General features: G+C 56.5%; 19 protein-coding genes. 9 read left to right on the plus strand and 10 right to left on the minus strand.

From position 1 onward, the window contains the following. Window positions 1–125: 125 nt before the first annotated feature. Both ACJJI8_RS05115 and ACJJI8_RS05120 read left to right on the plus strand, forming a co-directional pair. Window positions 126–599 (plus strand): META domain-containing protein, encoded by a 474-nt coding sequence (locus tag ACJJI8_RS05115; protein WP_413663749.1) that lies wholly within the window; start codon window positions 126–128, stop codon window positions 597–599. Between the two features lie 64 nt (window positions 600–663). After that, window positions 664–1224 carry an META domain-containing protein gene (locus ACJJI8_RS05120; protein WP_444934451.1) on the plus strand — a complete coding sequence of 187 codons (561 nt, stop codon included), beginning with the start codon at window positions 664–666 and terminating at the stop codon, window positions 1222–1224. An 89-nt stretch (window positions 1225–1313) separates the two neighbouring features. Here ACJJI8_RS05120 and smrA read toward each other — a convergent pair whose 3' ends face one another. From smrA to ACJJI8_RS05150, 6 genes are all read right to left on the minus strand, one after another. Further along, window positions 1314–1901 carry a DNA endonuclease SmrA gene (gene smrA / locus ACJJI8_RS05125; RefSeq protein ID WP_444934452.1) on the minus strand — a complete coding sequence of 196 codons (588 nt, stop codon included), beginning with the start codon at window positions 1899–1901 and terminating at the stop codon, window positions 1314–1316. An 18-nt stretch (window positions 1902–1919) separates the two neighbouring features. Then, window positions 1920–2783 (minus strand): SDR family oxidoreductase, encoded by an 864-nt coding sequence (locus ACJJI8_RS05130; RefSeq protein WP_282930774.1) that lies wholly within the window; start codon window positions 2781–2783, stop codon window positions 1920–1922. Further along, on the minus strand, window positions 2776–3228 hold the full coding sequence (locus tag ACJJI8_RS05135; RefSeq protein WP_444895739.1) for an acyl-CoA thioesterase: 453 nt from the start codon (window positions 3226–3228) through the stop codon (window positions 2776–2778). The genes ACJJI8_RS05130 and ACJJI8_RS05135 overlap by 8 nt, the downstream gene beginning before the upstream one ends. A 133-nt stretch (window positions 3229–3361) precedes the next feature. Next, complete coding sequence (secB, locus tag ACJJI8_RS05140) at window positions 3362–3853, minus strand: protein-export chaperone SecB (RefSeq protein WP_282930772.1); 492 nt, start codon at window positions 3851–3853, stop codon at window positions 3362–3364. A gap of 160 nt (window positions 3854–4013) precedes the next feature. Then, on the minus strand, window positions 4014–4274 hold the full coding sequence (grxC, locus tag ACJJI8_RS05145) for a glutaredoxin 3 (RefSeq protein WP_282930771.1): 261 nt from the start codon (window positions 4272–4274) through the stop codon (window positions 4014–4016). Window positions 4275–4304: 30 nt separating this feature from the next. After that, entirely contained in the window at window positions 4305–4721 is a 417-nt protein-coding gene (locus ACJJI8_RS05150) for a rhodanese-like domain-containing protein (RefSeq protein WP_444915216.1), read from the minus strand. A gap of 216 nt (window positions 4722–4937) precedes the next feature. Between ACJJI8_RS05150 and gpmI the strand changes: the two genes are divergently transcribed. The 3 genes from gpmI (at window position 4938) to ACJJI8_RS05165 (ending at window position 9343) form a co-directional block, all read left to right on the plus strand. Continuing rightward, window positions 4938–6485 carry a 2,3-bisphosphoglycerate-independent phosphoglycerate mutase gene (gene gpmI / locus ACJJI8_RS05155; RefSeq protein ID WP_444934453.1) on the plus strand — a complete coding sequence of 516 codons (1548 nt, stop codon included), beginning with the start codon at window positions 4938–4940 and terminating at the stop codon, window positions 6483–6485. Then, complete coding sequence (locus ACJJI8_RS05160) at window positions 6485–7612, plus strand: murein hydrolase activator EnvC family protein (RefSeq protein ID WP_444934454.1); 1128 nt, start codon at window positions 6485–6487, stop codon at window positions 7610–7612. Before gpmI ends, ACJJI8_RS05160 begins: the two co-directional genes overlap by 1 nt. A gap of 372 nt (window positions 7613–7984) precedes the next feature. Then, window positions 7985–9343 (plus strand): S41 family peptidase, encoded by a 1359-nt coding sequence (locus ACJJI8_RS05165; RefSeq protein WP_444934455.1) that lies wholly within the window; start codon window positions 7985–7987, stop codon window positions 9341–9343. Window positions 9344–9390: 47 nt separating this feature from the next. On the opposite strand, the gene hisF is transcribed toward ACJJI8_RS05165, so the two are convergent. The 4 genes from hisF to hisB are packed head-to-tail and all read right to left on the minus strand — an operon-like array spanning window position 9391 to window position 12172. After that, entirely contained in the window at window positions 9391–10152 is a 762-nt protein-coding gene (hisF, locus tag ACJJI8_RS05170) for an imidazole glycerol phosphate synthase subunit HisF (RefSeq protein WP_282930766.1), read from the minus strand. Beyond that, on the minus strand, window positions 10152–10883 hold the full coding sequence (hisA, locus tag ACJJI8_RS05175; RefSeq protein WP_413663754.1) for a 1-(5-phosphoribosyl)-5-[(5-phosphoribosylamino)methylideneamino]imidazole-4-carboxamide isomerase: 732 nt from the start codon (window positions 10881–10883) through the stop codon (window positions 10152–10154). The genes hisF and hisA overlap by 1 nt, the downstream gene beginning before the upstream one ends. A 48-nt stretch (window positions 10884–10931) precedes the next feature. After that, complete coding sequence (gene hisH, locus ACJJI8_RS05180; RefSeq protein WP_282930764.1) at window positions 10932–11585, minus strand: imidazole glycerol phosphate synthase subunit HisH; 654 nt, start codon at window positions 11583–11585, stop codon at window positions 10932–10934. Next, window positions 11585–12172, minus strand: a complete 588-nt coding sequence (gene hisB, locus ACJJI8_RS05185) for an imidazoleglycerol-phosphate dehydratase HisB (RefSeq protein ID WP_444934456.1) — start codon at window positions 12170–12172, stop codon at window positions 11585–11587. Before hisB ends, hisH begins: the two co-directional genes overlap by 1 nt. 125 nt (window positions 12173–12297) lie before the next feature. Between hisB and ACJJI8_RS05190 the strand changes: the two genes are divergently transcribed. The 4 genes from ACJJI8_RS05190 to mutY all read left to right on the plus strand — a co-directional run bounded on the left by ACJJI8_RS05190 (window position 12298) and on the right by mutY (window position 18264). Further along, entirely contained in the window at window positions 12298–12588 is a 291-nt protein-coding gene (locus tag ACJJI8_RS05190; protein ID WP_444934457.1) for a hypothetical protein, read from the plus strand. Window positions 12589–12671: 83 nt separating this feature from the next. Beyond that, window positions 12672–14774: a TonB-dependent receptor gene (locus ACJJI8_RS05195; protein ID WP_444934458.1), complete on the plus strand. Its 2103-nt coding sequence runs from the start codon at window positions 12672–12674 to the stop codon at window positions 14772–14774. A 165-nt stretch (window positions 14775–14939) separates the two neighbouring features. Continuing rightward, window positions 14940–17099, plus strand: a complete 2160-nt coding sequence (locus tag ACJJI8_RS05200; RefSeq protein ID WP_444934459.1) for an AsmA family protein — start codon at window positions 14940–14942, stop codon at window positions 17097–17099. Window positions 17100–17178: 79 nt separating this feature from the next. Further along, window positions 17179–18264 (plus strand): A/G-specific adenine glycosylase, encoded by a 1086-nt coding sequence (gene mutY, locus ACJJI8_RS05205; RefSeq protein WP_444935142.1) that lies wholly within the window; start codon window positions 17179–17181, stop codon window positions 18262–18264. Window positions 18265–18277 lie beyond the last annotated feature (13 nt).

An 18277-nucleotide genomic window follows, 5' to 3' on the forward strand; every position in this document is an offset into this window, starting at 1 on the left:
CAAGCATAGCTTGTCACTGCTGTCGTCTCGTCACGGCAGCCAACAACTAAGCTTTTGTGAAAGCCGAAAAGTGGCTGGCTTGGGTGTGGGCTGGAGAAGGGTCTGTGTTTGGGAGTTATTCGTCGATGAGTAGGTTGGTACAAATATGGCTTCTGGGAGCCCTATTAGTTGTCGGCGGATGTCTAACAAACCGAATAGAAGAAGCCCAAGTTGTTCAATCCTCAGGCAGTATGGGAGCAGTCTGTGGTAAGAAGTGGCAGCTGGTACGCTTGCGCGTCAATGGTGGGGTGGTCGACATCCAGAGACCTGCGGACTTTACCTTTGTGTGCAATCTCCAAGGCAATGTCATGGGGAGGAGTGGCATAAACACCTATCGGGGAGAGGTGCAGGTAACCGATAACGGGCAGTTACTTTGGGATACCTCCAGCTTTGTCTCTACCAAGATGGGCGGCCCCGAACCCTTGCTGCGGCAAGAGCATGCCTACCTCGGTGCCCTCGCCGCCACTCGCCAGGCATTTACCAAATCGCGCGGGAATCGTTTGATACTTCGTGACCCCTCCGGTGATATCTATATAGAATACGTAAAGGCCGGACCTTGAACGCCGCCACAGAAGACCTGTAAATTTTTAGGTTAAATGTCGCAAAATCAATGAGAACGACATCATGCCACGTCGTGCTTTTTACTTACTACTGACTATTATCGTATGCAACCTGGTGCTTGCAGGCTGCAGCACCCCCAGTCCCCCTATTCCCCAACTCCAACGATCGGCTTGGTCTGCCTGCGAGCACGAGTGGGTGCTATCGAGCTTGTATTACTCCGGGCGCACTTATGATTCAACCCTGAGCTGGAGCAGGTTTTGGCGGGATAGACCCTTTTTCAAATGCGATCAATTTGGTTACGTTAGGGGCAACAGTGGCACCAACCCGTACCTGGGGCGATTTTCTCTCACTAGCAGCGGTGCTTTCACCTGGGAGCGGATTCCCGCTATTGCGCGCATGGGGGGGGCACACCCCAGCGATGAACTGGAGATCGATTACCTCAATGCCCTGAGAAAGTCTGATTTGATTGTTATCGTGGGTAACAAGATGATGATCAGCAATACCGATGGCAGTGCCTATATTGAGTTTGAACAAGTAGACCGCAGCTACCGCCAGGCCCAACCCTATAAAAAAGGCGACCCATTGGGTCGCCAGAATGACAATCAAGAAGAATCAAAAAGATGAGCTTTAGGAGTCTAAAAAAGCACTCTTGAGGGAAAGCCTCAGCGGCGCATCTTAATTTGCATAAGTGACAGAAAAGTTACAAAAGAACCTTAACGGCGTTTTTGATGTATCTCCAGATTCTCCTGCCGCTTGCGTTCACTCTTTCTCAGCAGCAGATAAGTCGCTCCCAAGCCCCCGTGTTGGGGTTGGGAGCTGTGAAAAGCCAGTACTTCGTGCAGCTGCGGCAACCAGTGATTGATACAGCTTTTCAATAACGCCGGTTGTTTACGTCCCTCACCTTTGCCGTGGGTAATCAGGGCACAGCGCACATCTGCTTCAACACAATCACGGATAAATTCCATCACGGCCCTGCGTGCCATCTCCACAGAGTGGCGATGTAAATCCAGGCGCGCATCCACGCTGTATTTGCCCAGGCGCAAATTGCGATAGACTCCGTTTTGCACACCATCGCGCTTGAATTCCAACGGATCCCATGGCTCTACCAGATCAATATATTCACCGGACAGGGGGTTCATTTCCCGCTCTGTCAGGCGCGTGGCAGCGGCGCGGCGCTCCCGCAACATAGACTCAGATTGCTTCGGCTCCTTGCGCAAATTGACGCGGCGCTCCTGTGCCAGTGGTTTAACGTCTCCCATTTCACCGAGAGCGTCTTTAAATAATTTGCTGTCGCTGCTCACAAATACCCCCTGCCAGCGTCAGTCGAGAAATAAATCCTTGGTTAAATTGTCTGCATTGGCTGGATTGTGGGCATAACCGGTGAAATCCTTCACACCGCGCTCTGCCAACAGCTCTTCATCGATTAGCTGGCGACCGCTCAAGGCGACATCTTTAGTCGTCAGTATCTCGTAGGCCGCATCGGCCATAATCGAGGGCTTGCGGCTCTGCTCAAACATATCACGACTACCCACCGCAAATTCAATCGCGGCGGTGGCCACCAGCGTGCGCGGCCACAAGGTGTTCACGCTGATCCCCGCCTCACGCAGCTCTTCCGCCAAACCCAGGCTGAGAATGGTCATACCAAACTTTGACAGGGCGTAAGGAGCGAAGGGCCCCAACCACTTGGGCTGGATATTCAGCGGTGGGCACAGGCTGAGGATATGGGCGTTGTCAGCTTTCTTCAGGTAGGGAGTCGCCAAGTGGGCGGTGAGATACACCGCGCGACTGTTGATACTCTGCATCAGGTCGTAGCGCTTGGGTGGTGTTGACTCAACATTGGTCAGGTTGATCGCGCCCGCATTATTAATCACAGCGTCGATGCCGCCAAATTTTTCGGCAGCCTCCGACATAGCCTGCTCTACTCGCTGCTCATCGCGCACATCCACCTGCAGGGCCAGGGCATTGCCGCCGGCTTTCTCCACTTCCTCCGCCACCGAGAAGATGGTTCCCGGAAGCTTGGGATGTGGCTCTGCCGACTTAGCGGCAATCACGATATTGGCACCATCCGCCGCGCATTTGAGGGCAATCGCCCGGCCAATGCCGCGACTGGCACCAGTGATAAAGATGGTCTTGTCCTTAAGCGCGCCTGAATTATTGGTCAGGGATACAAACTCTTCACTCATTTTTTTCAGCCTCCGGGGCAGTCACTGCCGGACTGTAAATTTCCTTGAAGATCGCCGGCATACGTTTTGGCTTGCCAGTGGAAAGCTCAATGCACACCATCCGCCATTCGGCCCGCAATACCAATGCCTTATCGGCGGCGCGAAACACCTGAAAGCGGCGAGTCATATTCAGACGCCCGTCCACCTCAGTGAGCCAGGTGCCAAACAGCAATTCCTCCCCCTCTCTGGCCGCCAGTATATAGTCATACTCGCCATGACGAATTGCCATTCCCCGGTCAAGCTGCTGATAATTCGTGACATCCAGACCCAGGGCTGCGCTGTGCGCCCAGGCGGTAGCCTCACACCAGCGCACATATTCCGCATTGTTGGCATGACTCAAACCATCCACATGTTTGGCGCCAACCGTCACTGTGGTGATAAATGGGTTTGGCAGATCCCACTGCATAAGCGGCTCCAGGTTTGTGCTGCGGTTGCGGAGGGATAGTCAGTAAAATGGACGCTATCCCCGGGGAGATTACAGATATAAAAAAAGGCCCCGCTAAGGGACCTTTTTATCGTGCCAGCTGGGCTAAAGCGAATTAAGCGTTCGCTTGAGCGCCCTCTGCTTCTTTCTGTGCCTTATCGAGGGCAGCAGCGAACAGAGCGTCGAAGTTCACCGGCGGCAACATCAGTGCCGGGAAAGAACCTTTAACTACAGCGTTATCGATCACTTCGCGAGCGTAGGGGAACAAAATTTGCGGGCAGGCAGTATTCAGGGCCTGGGCCAGCTGTTGACCTTCCAGACCTTTGATACCGAACAGGCCAGCTTGTTTTACTTCCACCAGGAAAGCGGTGTCTTCTTCCAGCTTTACGGTGATAGTCAGGGTCAGAGCCACTTCGTACAGATCGTCTTCGATCTTCGCGGTCTTGGTGTTCAGCTCCTGATTAACCTGGGGCTTCCACTGCTTTTTGAAGACCTCGGCACCCATCGGGGTTTCGAAGGAGAGGTCTTTCAGGTAGATGCGTTGCATCGCAAATTGTACTTGTGGAGCCTCTGCGTTTGCCGCTGCGCCATTTAATTCTTCAGCCATGTTACAGCCTGTTCATTATAAAAAGTTTATTGATGCCTTCCGTGAGAAAGACTCCGGTAATAACTCAACAGTTGGGGCCTCGATAAAACGTTTCAAGGCCCAGACCGGATAAATAGCAAAAATTGGGGACCGCATGTTGGCGGCCGCGTCAGTTTTCCGCTTATCCCGCTGCTTTCAGCAATTTGTCGAGTCGGCCACCACGCTCCAACGCCATCAGGTCGTCGCAACCACCTACATGCTTATCGCCAATCCAGATCTGCGGCACCGAGCGGCGCCCCGCCTTGTCAGCCATTTCTGCGCGCAAGCCGGGATTATTGTCCACAGGGATTTCGCGATAAGCGACACCCTTGCTATCCAGCAGCTGCTTGGCGCGAATACAGTAGGGGCAGAAACGGGTGGTATAAATGACAACATTCTGCATGACAAAACTCCGTCAAACTTATACTTCAGGTTAACCTTTGCCTTTAACGACAGGCAGGTTCTGGTTAGCCCACTCGCTCATTCCGCCCTGCAGGCGACGCACTTGGAAACCTTTCTGTTTCAGCATGCGCCCCACCGGACCTGCGTGCTGCCCCATCTTGTCAGCGACAATAATGGTCTTGTCTTTAAACGGTTCCAGCTCGGCAATGCGCTCAGCCACATCCCCGTGGGGAATATGCAGGGAGTCGACAATATGACCGGCAGTGAACTCGCTGCGATCGCGAATATCCAGCACCTTGGCCCCTTCGCTATTGATCAGCTTGGTCACTTCATGAAGTGATGCCGGCTCGCCAGACTTGAATCGCTCAGTCAAAACAAATGCGTAAAGCAATGCCACAAGCAGGCCGACCAACAGCCACTGCTCAGCTAAAAAGTCGAGAAAATCCACTTCGCCCCCAAAATCCTCAAGTGGTAATCAATAGGGCGCTACGGCGCCCAATGCCGGCGGGAGTATACACGATCATGGCGAAATTCTAATCAACCAAATCCCTCCGCCCCAGCCTCTTTGTAATCCGGCTTAAGCTAAATAACATGGTGAAATACCAGCCCCACAGGTTAAAATCCGCGTCCGCAATTTAACCCTTGGAAGAGGAATACTGTCGCTATGGCCGCTACGCAAGCCCCGCAAAAACGCCCCCTGGTCCTGCTGATTCTGGACGGCTTCGGCCACAGCGACAATCCCGAGCACAATGCGATTCACGCAGCCAAGTCTCCGGTTTGGGACAATATCTGGGCGACCCGCCCAAAAACCCTGATCCAGACATCCGGGATGGCGGTGGGCCTGCCCGATGGACAAATGGGCAACTCGGAAGTCGGCCATATGACACTGGGTGCCGGTCGAGTGGTCTACCAGAACTTTACCCGGATCAACAAAGCCATCCAGGACGGCGACTTCTTCCGCAATACCGCTTACACCACTGCGGTCGATAAGGCTATCGCCAACAACGGCGCCGTCCATATTATGGGACTCCTGTCCGAAGGCGGCGTACACAGCCACGAAGATCATATTGTTGCCATGATAACCCTGGCGGCACAGCGCGGCGCCCGCGCTATTTATGTACACGCATTTCTCGATGGCCGCGACACCCCACCGCGCAGTGCCGAACCCTCCCTGGCGCGCCTGATGCAGGTGTGTGACTCCGTCGGCAATGCCCATATGGCTACCCTGGCCGGGCGCTACTTCGCCATGGATCGCGACCAGCGCTGGGAGCGCACCGAGTCCGTTTACGACATGCTGACCCTGGGTACCGCAGAGCACCGTGCCAGTGACGCCCTGGCAGGACTGGCCTCGGCCTATGAGCGCGGTGAAAATGATGAGTTTGTCGCGCCAACGGTGATTGGCGAGCCCGCTCCCATCCAAGACGGCGATGCCCTTATCTTTATGAATTTCCGCCCGGATCGCGCGCGCCAGTTAACCCGCGCTTTTACCGAGCAGGACTTCAACGGCTTCGAGCGCAAAGCCAAACCGCAGCTGGCGGACTTTGTCATGACGACCGAATACGCTGCCGATATCCACGCCAGCTGTGCCTTCCCGCCAGAAAACCTGGTCAACTCCCTCGGCGAGTACTTGTCTGCAGAGGGCAAAACCCAGCTGCGCATCGCCGAGACCGAGAAGTACGCCCACGTTACCTTCTTCTTCAGCGGCGGCCGCGAAGAGCCCTACAACGGCGAAACCCGCGAACTGATCAAGTCACCGGATGTGGCCACCTACGACCTGCAACCGGAAATGAATGCGCCAATCGTCACTGACAAACTGGTAGCGGCGATTGAGAGCGGCGAGTACGACGCCATTATCTGCAACTACGCCAACGGCGATATGGTCGGCCATACCGGTGTTTTCGAGGCGGCAGTAAAAGCCGTCGAAGCCCTGGACCAGTGTGTAGAGCGCGTCGTAAACGCCGCTCTGGCTGCCGGCGGCGAGGTGCTGATTACTGCCGACCACGGCAATGTGGAAGAGATGTTCGACGCCAACTCCGGCCAAGTCAGCACCCAGCACTCCACTCTGCCGGTGCCTTTTGTTTATATCGGCGAGCGCAATGTGCAAATGTGTGACGGAGGTAGTCTGGCGGATGTAGCGCCAACCATGTTAGCGTTGATGGATCTGCCACAGCCGACGGAAATGACCGGCCAAAGTTTGGTAAAAATGGACTGATGAAAACTCTCGTACTCTTCCTGATCACACTGATTTCCCTACCCGCCTGGAGCCAGGCAGAGGGAGATGAGCAGGCGCGCCTGGCGCAAATCAAACAACGCATTGAGTCCCTGCAACAGGAACTCAACCAGGTGCGGGGCCAGCGCGACCAATTGCTCAAGGATTTGGAAGAGAACGAGAAAGATATTTCCGGGCTGCACCAGCGCATAGACAAGATCAAACAGGATATGCGCAGCCGCTCGGACAAGCTGCGCGAACTCCAGCAGGAACAGCAGCAACTGCAAGAGTCGCGACGAAGTATGCAGCGGCGGGTCGAGCAGGAGATCGCCGCCGCATACCGACTAGGCCGACAGGAGCAGATCAAGCTCCTGCTCAACCAGCAAGATCCACAGAACGTCGCCCGCCATCTCCGCTACCACGATTACTTCCTCCAAGAACGCAGCCGCATCATAGACACTTACCTTGAAACCCTCACCTCACTGGAAACCGTATCCGCCTCCATTGAGCGCGAGCGCGAGACCCTGAAAGCGGAGCGAGAGCAACTGCAGAAACGCCAGAGCAAACTGCGCGTCGCACAGCAGAATCGCAAGGACACGCTGGATAAACTTGCGGCGCGGCTCTCCGATGGCAGCGGTGAACTCAAGCAGCTCCAAGGAGATCGCACACGCCTGCAAAAATTGATCGACGAAGTAGGTCGCGCCATCGCCTCACTGGTAAACCCCAGCGAGCAAAAGCCCTTTGCGCGCCAGCGGGGCAAGATGCAGTGGCCTGTTGATGGCCGCCGCGCCAATGCCTATGGACAGCGCCGCGCCAATGGCATCACCTGGAAAGGTGTCACCTTGCGCGCCAATGAAGGGGAGCCGGTGCGGGCAATCCACCGCGGCCGCGTGGTTTTCTCCGATTACCTGCGCGGCCACGGCATGCTGGTTATCCTGGATCATGGAGAGGAGTACATGAGTCTCTACGCCCACAACCAGTCCCTCACCCGCAATATTGGCGAGTGGGTGGAAAGTGGTGACACCATCGCTCGGGTTGGCAATAGCGGTGGACTCAGCCATAGCGGTGTTTACTTCGAAATTCGCCACCGGGGTAAAGCGCAGGACCCTACAGTTTGGTGCCGCTCCTGATCGGAGCTGGCACAGAGGGCATAATACGAGGCGTAAAATCCCAGGCATTTTCCACGCACCCGTTATAGAGCCCCCTCGCAAATCACAGCGATCGGGATTACACACCCGCCTAATGCTCCCCACTTCATCTCACGACTCCCGCCGCTGTGCTAATTAAATGAGAAAGCACCACGACGAAAAGCTGCGGAGTATCGGCTTTTTTATCGCCAAAAGAGAATAAGAGCGGGAGCCAACCCAGGTGTAAGACCCCTGGGCTTATGACGACTAAGATCGTGACACTGTAGAATTTGGCGTCCGCTTAGAATCCCTGCCAATCTCTGCGGTCTACACTTTCGCAAAGCAGCGAAGAAATAAGGCAGAGGTCACAACAACATGTTTATCCCCAAGGCGCTGACAACCTTGATCGGCGCAGCCGCTCTGACAGCCCTGCCTTTAATGGGTTTGACCGACGGCGACAGCCATCCCCAGGTGGCTGCAGACACTGAAGCCCGCCTGCCGCTGGAAGACCTGCGCAGCTTTGCCAAAGTTTTCGAGCAAATTCGCCAGGGCTATATCGAGGAAGTGGACGACCGCACCCTGCTGGAATACGCCATCAAGGGCATGCTGCAAGGCCTAGACCCGCACTCCTCCTACCTTGATCGCCGATCCTTTGACGATTTACAAGCCAACACCACCGGTGAGTTTGCCGGCCTCGGGATCGAGGTGGGCATCGAAAACGACCATATCACCGTCGTCACCCCCATGGACGACACCCCCGCCTCCCGCGCTGGCCTCAAGGCCGGCGATGTCATACTGCGCCTGTCGGGCAAATCCATGAAGGGCGTGAGCCTGGATGAAGCGGTGGAGTGGATGCGCGGGCCCAAAGGAAGCAGTGTCACCCTGACCATCGCTCGCAAAGGTTTTAAAGAACCTTTTGATGTCACTCTCAAGCGGGACACCGTGCGCGTGCGCAGTGTGCGCAGCAAAGTCCTCGATGATGGCTACGGTTATCTGCGCATCAGCCAGTTCCAGCTGGACACCGGCGCCGATGTTGCCGACGAGCTGATCAAGTTGCAGAAGAAAGGCGCGCTTAAAGGGCTGGTTATCGACCTGCGCAACAACCCCGGTGGCGTGCTGCAATCCTCGGTGGAAGTAGCGGATGCATTTTTGGAAGAGGGCCTGGTGGTCTACACCGAAGGTCGCAATGAAGCCGCCAACCTGAGCTATTCCGCCGAGCCGGGCGATTTAACCGAAGGCGCTCCGCTGGTTGTATTAATCAACGCGGGCTCCGCCTCTGCAGCGGAAATTGTCGCCGGCGCCCTACAGGATCACCGCCGCGCAGTGGTGATGGGCACCGACAGCTTCGGCAAGGGCTCGGTCCAAACGGTGATCCCTATCAATAATGAACGCGCCATTAAGCTGACAACTGCGCTCTACTTCACTCCCAATGGCCGCTCAATCCAGGCCCAGGGCATCACACCAGATATCGTGGTAGAGCGGGTGAAAGTCACCCGCTTGGACGACTCTCCCAGACCCACTGAAGCGGATTTGGCCGGGCATCTGGACAACGGTAACGGTGGTGCCGACCGGACTTCTGAAGACCGCTCGAGAGAACAGGAAGAACGGGAAGACTGGATGGATCGTGACAACCAAATCTTCGAAGCCCTCAATGTACTCAAGGGCCTCAATCTCTACGCTCACAGGGACAGGGGTTTGCGCGAGCGCCTTGCCCGCGCAGACGAACAGCAGTAAGCAAAGTACGGCGGGCCCAGGGCCCGCCGTGCAAGACCTACACCTACCTACAAGCGCATTTCAATCCCTGCGCTGTGCATAAACGCTTTCGCTTCGGCAATGGTGTATTCGCCGAAGTGAAAAATACTCGCCGCCAATACCGCATCCGCACCGCCGTGCAATACGCCATCCGCCAGGTGTTGTAGATCTCCCACACCACCGGAAGCAATGACTGGCACTTGAACCGCCTCAGTAACCGCCCGGGTCAGGGCCAGGTCAAAACCGTTCTTGGTGCCGTCGCGATCCATACTGGTCAGCAGGATTTCGCCGGCACCGTATTCGGCCATCTGCCGAGCCCAAGCCACTGCATCAATGCCAGTGGGCTGGCGCCCGCCATGAGTGAAGATCTCCCAGCGGCCCTCTCCTACCTGTTTGGCATCAATGGCCACCACAATACACTGGCTGCCAAAGCGCTCGGCGGCCTCGCGTACAAACTCGGGATTTTTCACCGCCGCAGAATTGATTGCAGTCTTGTCCGCACCGGCATTCAACAGATTGCGGATATCTTGCAAGGTGCGCACACCGCCGCCGACAGTGAGGGGGATAAACACCTCGTGGGCCATTTTCTCCACGGTGTGCAGGATGGTATCGCGCTGTTCGTGGGTGGCGGTGATATCGAGGAAAGTGACTTCATCCGCGCCGGCTTCGTTGTAGCGGCGGGCAATTTCCACCGGATCGCCGGCATCGCGGATATCGACAAAGTTAACGCCCTTCACCACGCGGCCGTTGTCTACATCCAGACAGGGAATAATACGTTTTGCCAGAGCCATTACTTGTTCCGTTGGTCGCAAAGCTGCTGCGCTTCGCGCAGGTTCAACTTGTCTTCGTAGATCGCCCGGCCGGTAATCGCACCGTAGATTTCACCGGCATCCAGCAGCTGTTCGATATCCTCAATGCTGCTAACACCGCCAGAGGCAATAATAGGCACCTGCACTGCTCGGGCCATTTCCAGGGTCGCCTCAATATTGACGCCTTGCATCATGCCGTCGCGGGCAATATCCGTATAAACAATAGAGCTGACGCCACAATCGGCAAAGCGCTTGGCCAATTCTGTGGCCTTCAGCTCGGAGACCTCAGCCCAGCCCTCAGTAGCCACCAAGCCATCTTTGGCATCGAGCCCGACAATAATATGGCCCTCAAACTCGCGACACGCCTCTTCCACCAGCTTGGGATTTTTTACCGCCGCAGTGCCGATAATCCCCCACTGCACACCGGCATCCAGATAGCGCTCGATAGTGTGCAAATCGCGAATGCCTCCGCCAATTTGCACCGGTAAATCGGGAAACTGTTTGGCGATAGCAGTTACCGCTTCACCGTTCACCGGGTTGCCGGCGAAGGCGCCATTCAGGTCCACCAGGTGCAGTCGCTTGGCTCCCTCGTTCACCCAATGCTGAGCTGTAGCCAGGGGATCATCGGAAAATACAGTGGCGTCATCCATCTCGCCCTGGCGCAGGCGCACGCATTGGCCGTCTTTTAAATCTATCGCGGGAATTACAATCATGTCTTTTCTTACGTCGGCAGTAATTTCAGTGTGATCGGTGAGCTGGGTCTATTGGGCCCGGCCGTTCCAGTGGACAAAGTTCTTTAGCAGCTGCAAGCCAGCCTCGGCACTCTTCTCCGGGTGGAACTGGGTGGCGAAGATATTCTCCCTGGCAACTGCGGCAGCCAGGGGAATGCCGTATTCGGCTTGCCCGGCAATATCCGGATTTTCAGCAGCCGGCACATAGTAGCTGTGGACAAAGTAGAAACGGCTGCCATCGGCAATATCGGCCCACAGGGGGTGCGGCTGACGCTGCTGAACACTGTTCCAGCCCATATGGGGCACCTTGAGCCGTTCAGCACTCTGCGCCGGGGGAATGTTGTCGCCGAAGAACTTCACCGGCTCCGGGAAAATCCCCAGGCAATCAACGCCATTATTCTCCTCGCTGTGGTGCATCATAATCTGCATACCCACACAGATACCCAGCACCGGGGTACCCACACTGATAGCCTCGCGAAGCAGCGGCGAAAAACCCGCCTCGACAAACCCCGCCATACAATCCCGAATGGCACCCACACCGGGCACCACCAGGCGCTCTGCGCCCTCGGCCTGCTCCGGAGTTTGTGCCAGCACCACCTCGGCCTCCGGCGCCACCTTGTTCAGGGCGCTGGCCACCGAGTGCAGGTTGCCCATACCGTAATCGAGTACCGCAATCTTACCCATCACAAGACTCCTTTGGTGGAGGGCATGGTGCCGGCCATACGGGGGTCCGGGGTCAACGCCATACGCAGGGCGCGGCCAAAGGCTTTAAATACAGTTTCCACCTGATGGTGAGCGTTGTGGCCACGCAGGCAGTCAATATGTACGGTTACCAGCGCGTGATTGACGAAGCCCTGGAAGAACTCAAAAAACAGTTCGGTATCAAAGTTGCCGATCCGCTTCTGGGTGAAAGGCACATCCATAACCAGGCCGGGCCGCCCGGAGAAGTCGATTACGACCCGGGAAAGCGCCTCATCCAATGGGACATAGCTGTAGCCGTAACGGGTCATCCCCTTTTTATCTCCCAGCGCTTCGGTAATGGCTTTGCCCAGGGTAATGCCGATATCTTCCACCGTATGATGGTCATCGATATGAATATCGCCATCGCAGCTAATGTCCATGTCGATCATGCCGTGGCGGGCAATTTGATCGAGCATATGCTCCAGGAAAGGAACCCCAGTCGCGAACTTGCCATGACCTTGGCCGTCCAGGTTAACGCTGACTTGAATCTTGGTTTCCAGGGTGTCACGGGTGGCGCTAGCTGTACGCATCGAAAGCGATCCTTATTTGCACGATAAGACAGAGGGCGCAAATTATAGGATGAATGACATCTCCTGTGGCTCTCTAGTGTCAGATGAAACTTGATTCGTAATTGTTTAGCCCTATCATGCTCCGCATGGTTACTCTAAAGCGCCGAAAATCCCATTACTGGGCCAGCCTGTTCCTGTTACTCACCGTAGTAGCAGCTCAGCCGCTGTGGGCGGAGCACTTTCACCTGGGCAATACCCAGGTAGAGATGTGTGACCTGTGTTGCATGCATTCACCTGCAGCACTCGGCAGCGAGCCATTGCTCGTACAGGCTGAGCCCCAAAGTCACTATGAACGGCCCTCTGCGCCAACCGCGCGCGATTGCCAGCCAGAGCGCCAGAGTGCGCGCGCCCCTCCCTTCTTCCTGTCACTCAGCTAACACCCAAAAACCGATATTTTTTTAATGAATGCCCGCGCTGGAGCGCGTATGGCATTGTCCGCCTGTGACAGGAATAAAAAACAATGACTAAGTTCAATACTTTGGCCCTGGCTATTGCCAGCTTGGCCGTGCCCGCTATTTGCGCCGCAGAAGACAGCAACAAACTGGAAGAAGTTAACGTCACCGTATCTCCCCTGGATAAGCCCGCCGACGCAGTAGCTGCCCCGGTATCGGTGCTCTCCGGCGAGACCCTGCGCAAAGCCGCTTCCGCCACCCTGGGCGAAACCCTGAAGAACCAGCCGGGAGTGGCCAACGCCTCCTTCGGCAGTGGCGTGGGCCTGCCGGTTATTCGCGGCCAGAGCGCCAACCGAGTGAAGATCCTGAACGACAACCTGGATGTCTCTGACGCCTCCAACACCAGCGCCGATCACGCCGCCAGTATCGAACCTCTACTGGCGGAGCGCATCGAGATACTGCGCGGACCGGCGGCACTGCGCTACGGCAGCGGCGCTATCGGCGGGGTGGTAAATATTATCGACGGTCGCATCCCCACTGAGGTACCCGAGGAAGTTGAAGGCGCGGTTGAGATGCGCCACGACACTGCCAACAGCCAGGATGCCTCGGTATTCCGCTTTACCGGCGGTACCGGGCAGCTGGCGTGGTACTTCGACGGTGTCTATCGCGAAAACGACGACACGGAAATCCCCGGCCTCGCTATTGTCGAGCACGAGGAACATGAAGAGCACGACGAGGACGAAGGCGAGCACGAGGAAGAGTTCAACACCGACGGCTTCGTCGGCAACACCAATGCCCGCGCTCACAGCTACAGCGGCGGTGTTTCATGGATTACTGAAAGTGGCTACATCGGCCTGTCAGTAAACAAGCTGGAAAACAACTACGGTATCCCCCTCGGCACTCACGAGCACCACCACGATGATGAGGAGCACGACGAGGACGATCACGAGGAACACGAAGAGCATGAGGAGGAGAGCGAAGCCGAAGCTGTGCGTATCGATATGGCGCAGACTCGCTACGACCTCAAAGGCGAGCACCGCTTTAACAGCAACTATTGGGACAAGTTACGCCTGCGTATCGGCTATAACGACTATGAGCACGTAGAGCTGGAAGAAGGTGAACCCGGTACCCGCTTTACCAATGAAGCCTGGGAAAGTCGCTTGGAGATCACCCACGACAACGATAGTGAGTGGCGTGGTGCCTACGGTCTGCAGTTGTCCGATAAAGACTTTACCTCTGACGAAGGGGCATTTATCCAGCCCTCCCGCACCCGCAGCGCCGGCCTCTTCACTATGAAGGAACGCGAATGGGGCAACTGGCACCTGGACCTGGGCGCGCGTATTGAGCGTGTCGATGTCGACCCGGAGACCGCAGAGGATCGCGACTTCAACCTGTTCAGCACCAGCGCTACCCTGCAGTACTTCCTGCAAGAGCACCAGCATATCAGCGTCGGTGCCACCCGCTCCGAACGCGCCCCGGTAGCCGAAGAGCTGTTTGCCGACGGCGAGCACCTGGCCGAGGGCACATACTTAATTGGCAACAGTGACCTGGACAAAGAACGATCCATTAATCTGGAGTTGGGCTATCACCACCACAACGAAGCGGCCAGTGGCTGGCACGCAGCGCAGATTGAAGCCAGCGTCTTCTACAACCGCATCGGCGATTACATCTACGCGCAAAACACCAATGAGCTGTTTGAAGAAGAGCTGCCCATCTACGCCTATGGCAACCGCGATGCCACCTTCTACGGTGCTGAAGCCTCGGTGAAATTTCCCCTGCGCAGCAACTTCTACCTGACCCTGTTTGGCGATGTTGTGCGCGCGAGCTTCGACGAAGATATCGCCGGTGAGAGTTCCGATGTGCCGCGCATGCCTCCCCTGCGCCTGGGTCTCGCCCTGGGAGCAGAGTACGACCAGTGGGGTTGGGAATGGCGCACAGTCGAAGCTGCGGACCAAGATCGCGCCGGCGCCTACGAAGAAGAAACAGACGGCTATACCCGCATGGACCTGAGTGCCCACTACAACTTCAACATCGGCAGCAGCGACGCGGTGATCTTCGCCAGCGCCCGCAACCTGCTCGACGAAGAAATTCGCAACTCCACCTCACTACTGCGCGACTACGCTCCTGAAGCTGGTCGCAGCGTCGAAGCCGGTGTGCGGTTTATTTTCTAATAAACACCTGCTTCAATGGCCCCGCAGCGCTTTCCCAGCCTCGCGGGGCTGCATCTCCTACAATTCCGGCATAACCTATTTGTAGAAGTGCGCGGGAACATCGAGCCGCGCTGCGGCGTCATATGCGTGACACCACACGACAAATACACAGGGACAATGCTCTCCATGGCCTGGATAAAGCGCACTTTTATCGCACTTTTAATCGTTTTCCTGCTACTCGCTGGCGCCGTCGCCTGGCTGTTAGCAGGACTCGACATCAACCAATACAAACCCCAGTTAGAAAAACTCGCTGCCAAGCAGGGCATCTCCCTGCAACTAGAAGGTGATATCGGCTGGCAACTGTGGCCCAAGCTCGGCCTGCAACTTGAAGATGTACAGCTGGCACCATTAAAGCTGCCAAAACAAACTCTGGTGAAAGCAGAAAAAATTGCCATCGGCGTGGCCCTCAAGCCACTACTGCAACGCAAAGTAGAGGCTGAGGAGATAGTCCTAGTAGCTCCGCAAATTGAGCTCACCGTCGACAAAGAAGGGCGCGGCAATTGGGAGCTGATCAGCGAGGCCCTGGAAGCGCAGAGCAAGCAACCTCCCAAACTCTCCATCCCCAAGGAACAGGAAGAGCCATCACAACAACAGGTCGACCTGAGCCTGCAAAAGCTGCGTATCGAGAAGGGCGTGGTGCTTTACAGCGATGCCCAGACCAACAAAGAGTACAAAGTCCAAGACCTGCAGGTAAGCGTTAACAACCTGGTGCCGGGTGGCGAGCCAGGCAAACTCACGGCCGCAGCAGACCTTACCGGCAGCGACCTCAAACACCCGCTGAAGCTAAAAATTGACAGCACGCTAGCCCTGGATGAGGGCTTCAATGGGCTGCGCCTGCAACCGCTACAAGTAGACCTCACCTCTGAGAACAGCGCCAAGGCCAGCCTGCATATGCGCGGCTACCTGCGCAGGGATAGCAACACCCAACCCTGGCGTATACAACTAAACGTTAACGCCAATGCCGACCCTCTGCGCCCCTGGTTTGAACTGACGGGCACGGAAATCGATACCCGCGATAAAGCAGCACTGCAAAAGCTGAGTATTGAAGCGAGTGTGGAAGGTACCGAGCAAAAGCTCGACCTGACACCGCTGCAACTGAAACTGGACGACGTCACCTTTAGCGGCAACGCCCAATTGCGCAACGCAGAAATGCCAGGGCTAGACCTGAACCTGCGCGGTGGTGCCTTTAACCTGGATAACTACCTGCCCCCTTCGAGCGAAGATGAGGCTGGAGCCGCTTCGGCAGAACAAACCGAGGGAGTGGAAGCACAGAGTGCGCAGGCTCCTGCCGCTGAAGGCAAAAAGCAGGGAGAGCAGGCGGCACAGAGCGATCAAACTGAAACTACAGAAAAACCAAAGAGAACAGTAGCTGCCAAGCCGTCCGCGGCAGAACCCCTGCCACTGAGCGACCTGCGCGGCTTCAACGCCAATATCAGCCTAGCACTGGACCAACTGCAAGCCGCTGACCTGCAAATGGACAGCCCGGAAATCCAACTCACTGTGGATAACGGCCTCTACCGACTGCAAAAATTGAGCGCCGATATCTATGGTGGCCAGCTGAACACGAATGGCCAGCTCAACGCTCGCGCCCAGTCCGCCGAGGCGCAAATGCGCGGCGGTCTCACCAATGTGGATATCGGCAAGGTCCAAGCTGCCCTCTTCCCCAGTGAAGACGTCCAGCTGGCTGGGGAAGCCAGCGTTAACTGGAGTGCCAGCACCAAAGGTAAAACATCCACAGCCTTAGAGAAAAACCTGCGCGCCTCCGTTGAGGTTTCCAGTAAGGAAATGTCGATTTCTCCATTCAACCTGGAGAAAAACATGTGCCAGCTGTTCAGCTACGCGGAAAATACCGAAATGCCCACCCGGGACTGGCCCAACAGCACCGGACTGCAGGACCTTCGCGCCACCATCGCGGTGAAAGGCGACCAGGTAGATGTGAGCGAAATTCTCGCCGGTATCGAAAATATCGCCCTGACCGGTGATGGAGAGGTAGACCTGAAGAAACAGGACTTCGATTTCAAGCTCGGCCTGGCCCTGGTGGGCGAAAGCACCTCCGCCGATGGCTGTACTGTGCGCAACAAGCGCTGGCGCAATCGCCCGCTGCCGCTGCGCTGCAAGGGCGACTTCGACGATGTGAACATCAGCACCTGTAAACCCGACAGCCGCCGCCTCGACGACTTGCTGCGGGAAGAACTGAAGCACAAAGCCGAAAAGAAATATGGCGATAAAGTTGAAGAAAAGGTCGACGAACTGAAAGAAAAATTGAAAAATCTCTTCGGCCGTTAAGGCCCCGCTAAAGTGCACCGGGGTCCACCCGGTGCACAACTCCAGCGTTCAACCACAGATTCCAGCCCGCAGTATCCCCATGACCCCAAAGCAGTTCCAAAATGCCGTCCTGAAATGGTTCGACAAACACGGGCGCAAAGACCTGCCCTGGCAGCAGGACATCAACCCCTATCGGGTTTGGGTGTCAGAAATCATGCTGCAACAGACCCAGGTCACCACGGTGATTCCCTACTTTGAGCGCTTTATGCAGAGCTTCCCCACCCTAGAAAGTCTCGCCCGCGCGCCCCAGGACAAAGTCCTGGCTCACTGGAGCGGCCTCGGCTACTACGCCCGCGCCCGCAACCTGCACAAGTGCGCCCAGACGGTTCTGGAGGAATACGGCGGAGAGTTTCCCCAGGACGTAGAGGAACTGACCGAATTGAGCGGCATCGGCCGCTCCACCGCTGGCGCTATTGCCAGTATCAGTATGGGACTCAGGGCGCCGATCCTAGATGGCAACGTAAAACGGGTGCTGGCCCGCTTTCACGCAGTGGAGGGCTGGCCCGGACAGACAGCGGTTGCCAATCAACTGTGGGAACTAGCCGAGACCTACACCCCGAACCAACGCGTTAACGACTACACCCAGGTGATGATGGACCTGGGTGCCACCCTGTGCACCCGCTCGAAACCACGCTGCGAGGAGTGCCCGGTGAAAAAATCCTGTGTGGCTCACGCCCAGGGCAACCCACAGGATTACCCCGGCAAGAAACCGCGCAAGGAAAAGCCGGTGCGCAGCGCCACCCTGCTCTTGCTTGAACACAAAGGTGAAATCTACCTGGAACAGCGCCCGCCCAGCGGAATCTGGGGCGGACTCTGGAGCCCGCCTGAAGCCGACAATAGCAGCGACTGGCTCAAGGCAAAGCGCTGGCGTGCCAGTGACGTCCAAACCCTGCCGACCCTGCGACACACCTTCACTCACTTTCACCTGGATATTTCCCCGGTGTGGGTACAACTGAGCAAAGTCCCAGCACAGGTGGCGGAGAGCGGCGCTGGCTGGTATAAACTGCGGCGTTTAAACCGCCCTCGTGCGGCCCAGGAACTGGGGCTACCCGCCCCTATCGTCAAGCTGGCAAAACAACTACTGGCGCTGCAGGCTCCCCTGCTCACGCCGACCACTGCCGACTAAAACCAGGAGGAGT

The sequence above is a fragment of the Microbulbifer maximicatervae (SeqCode) genome (genome assembly GCF_052467695.1).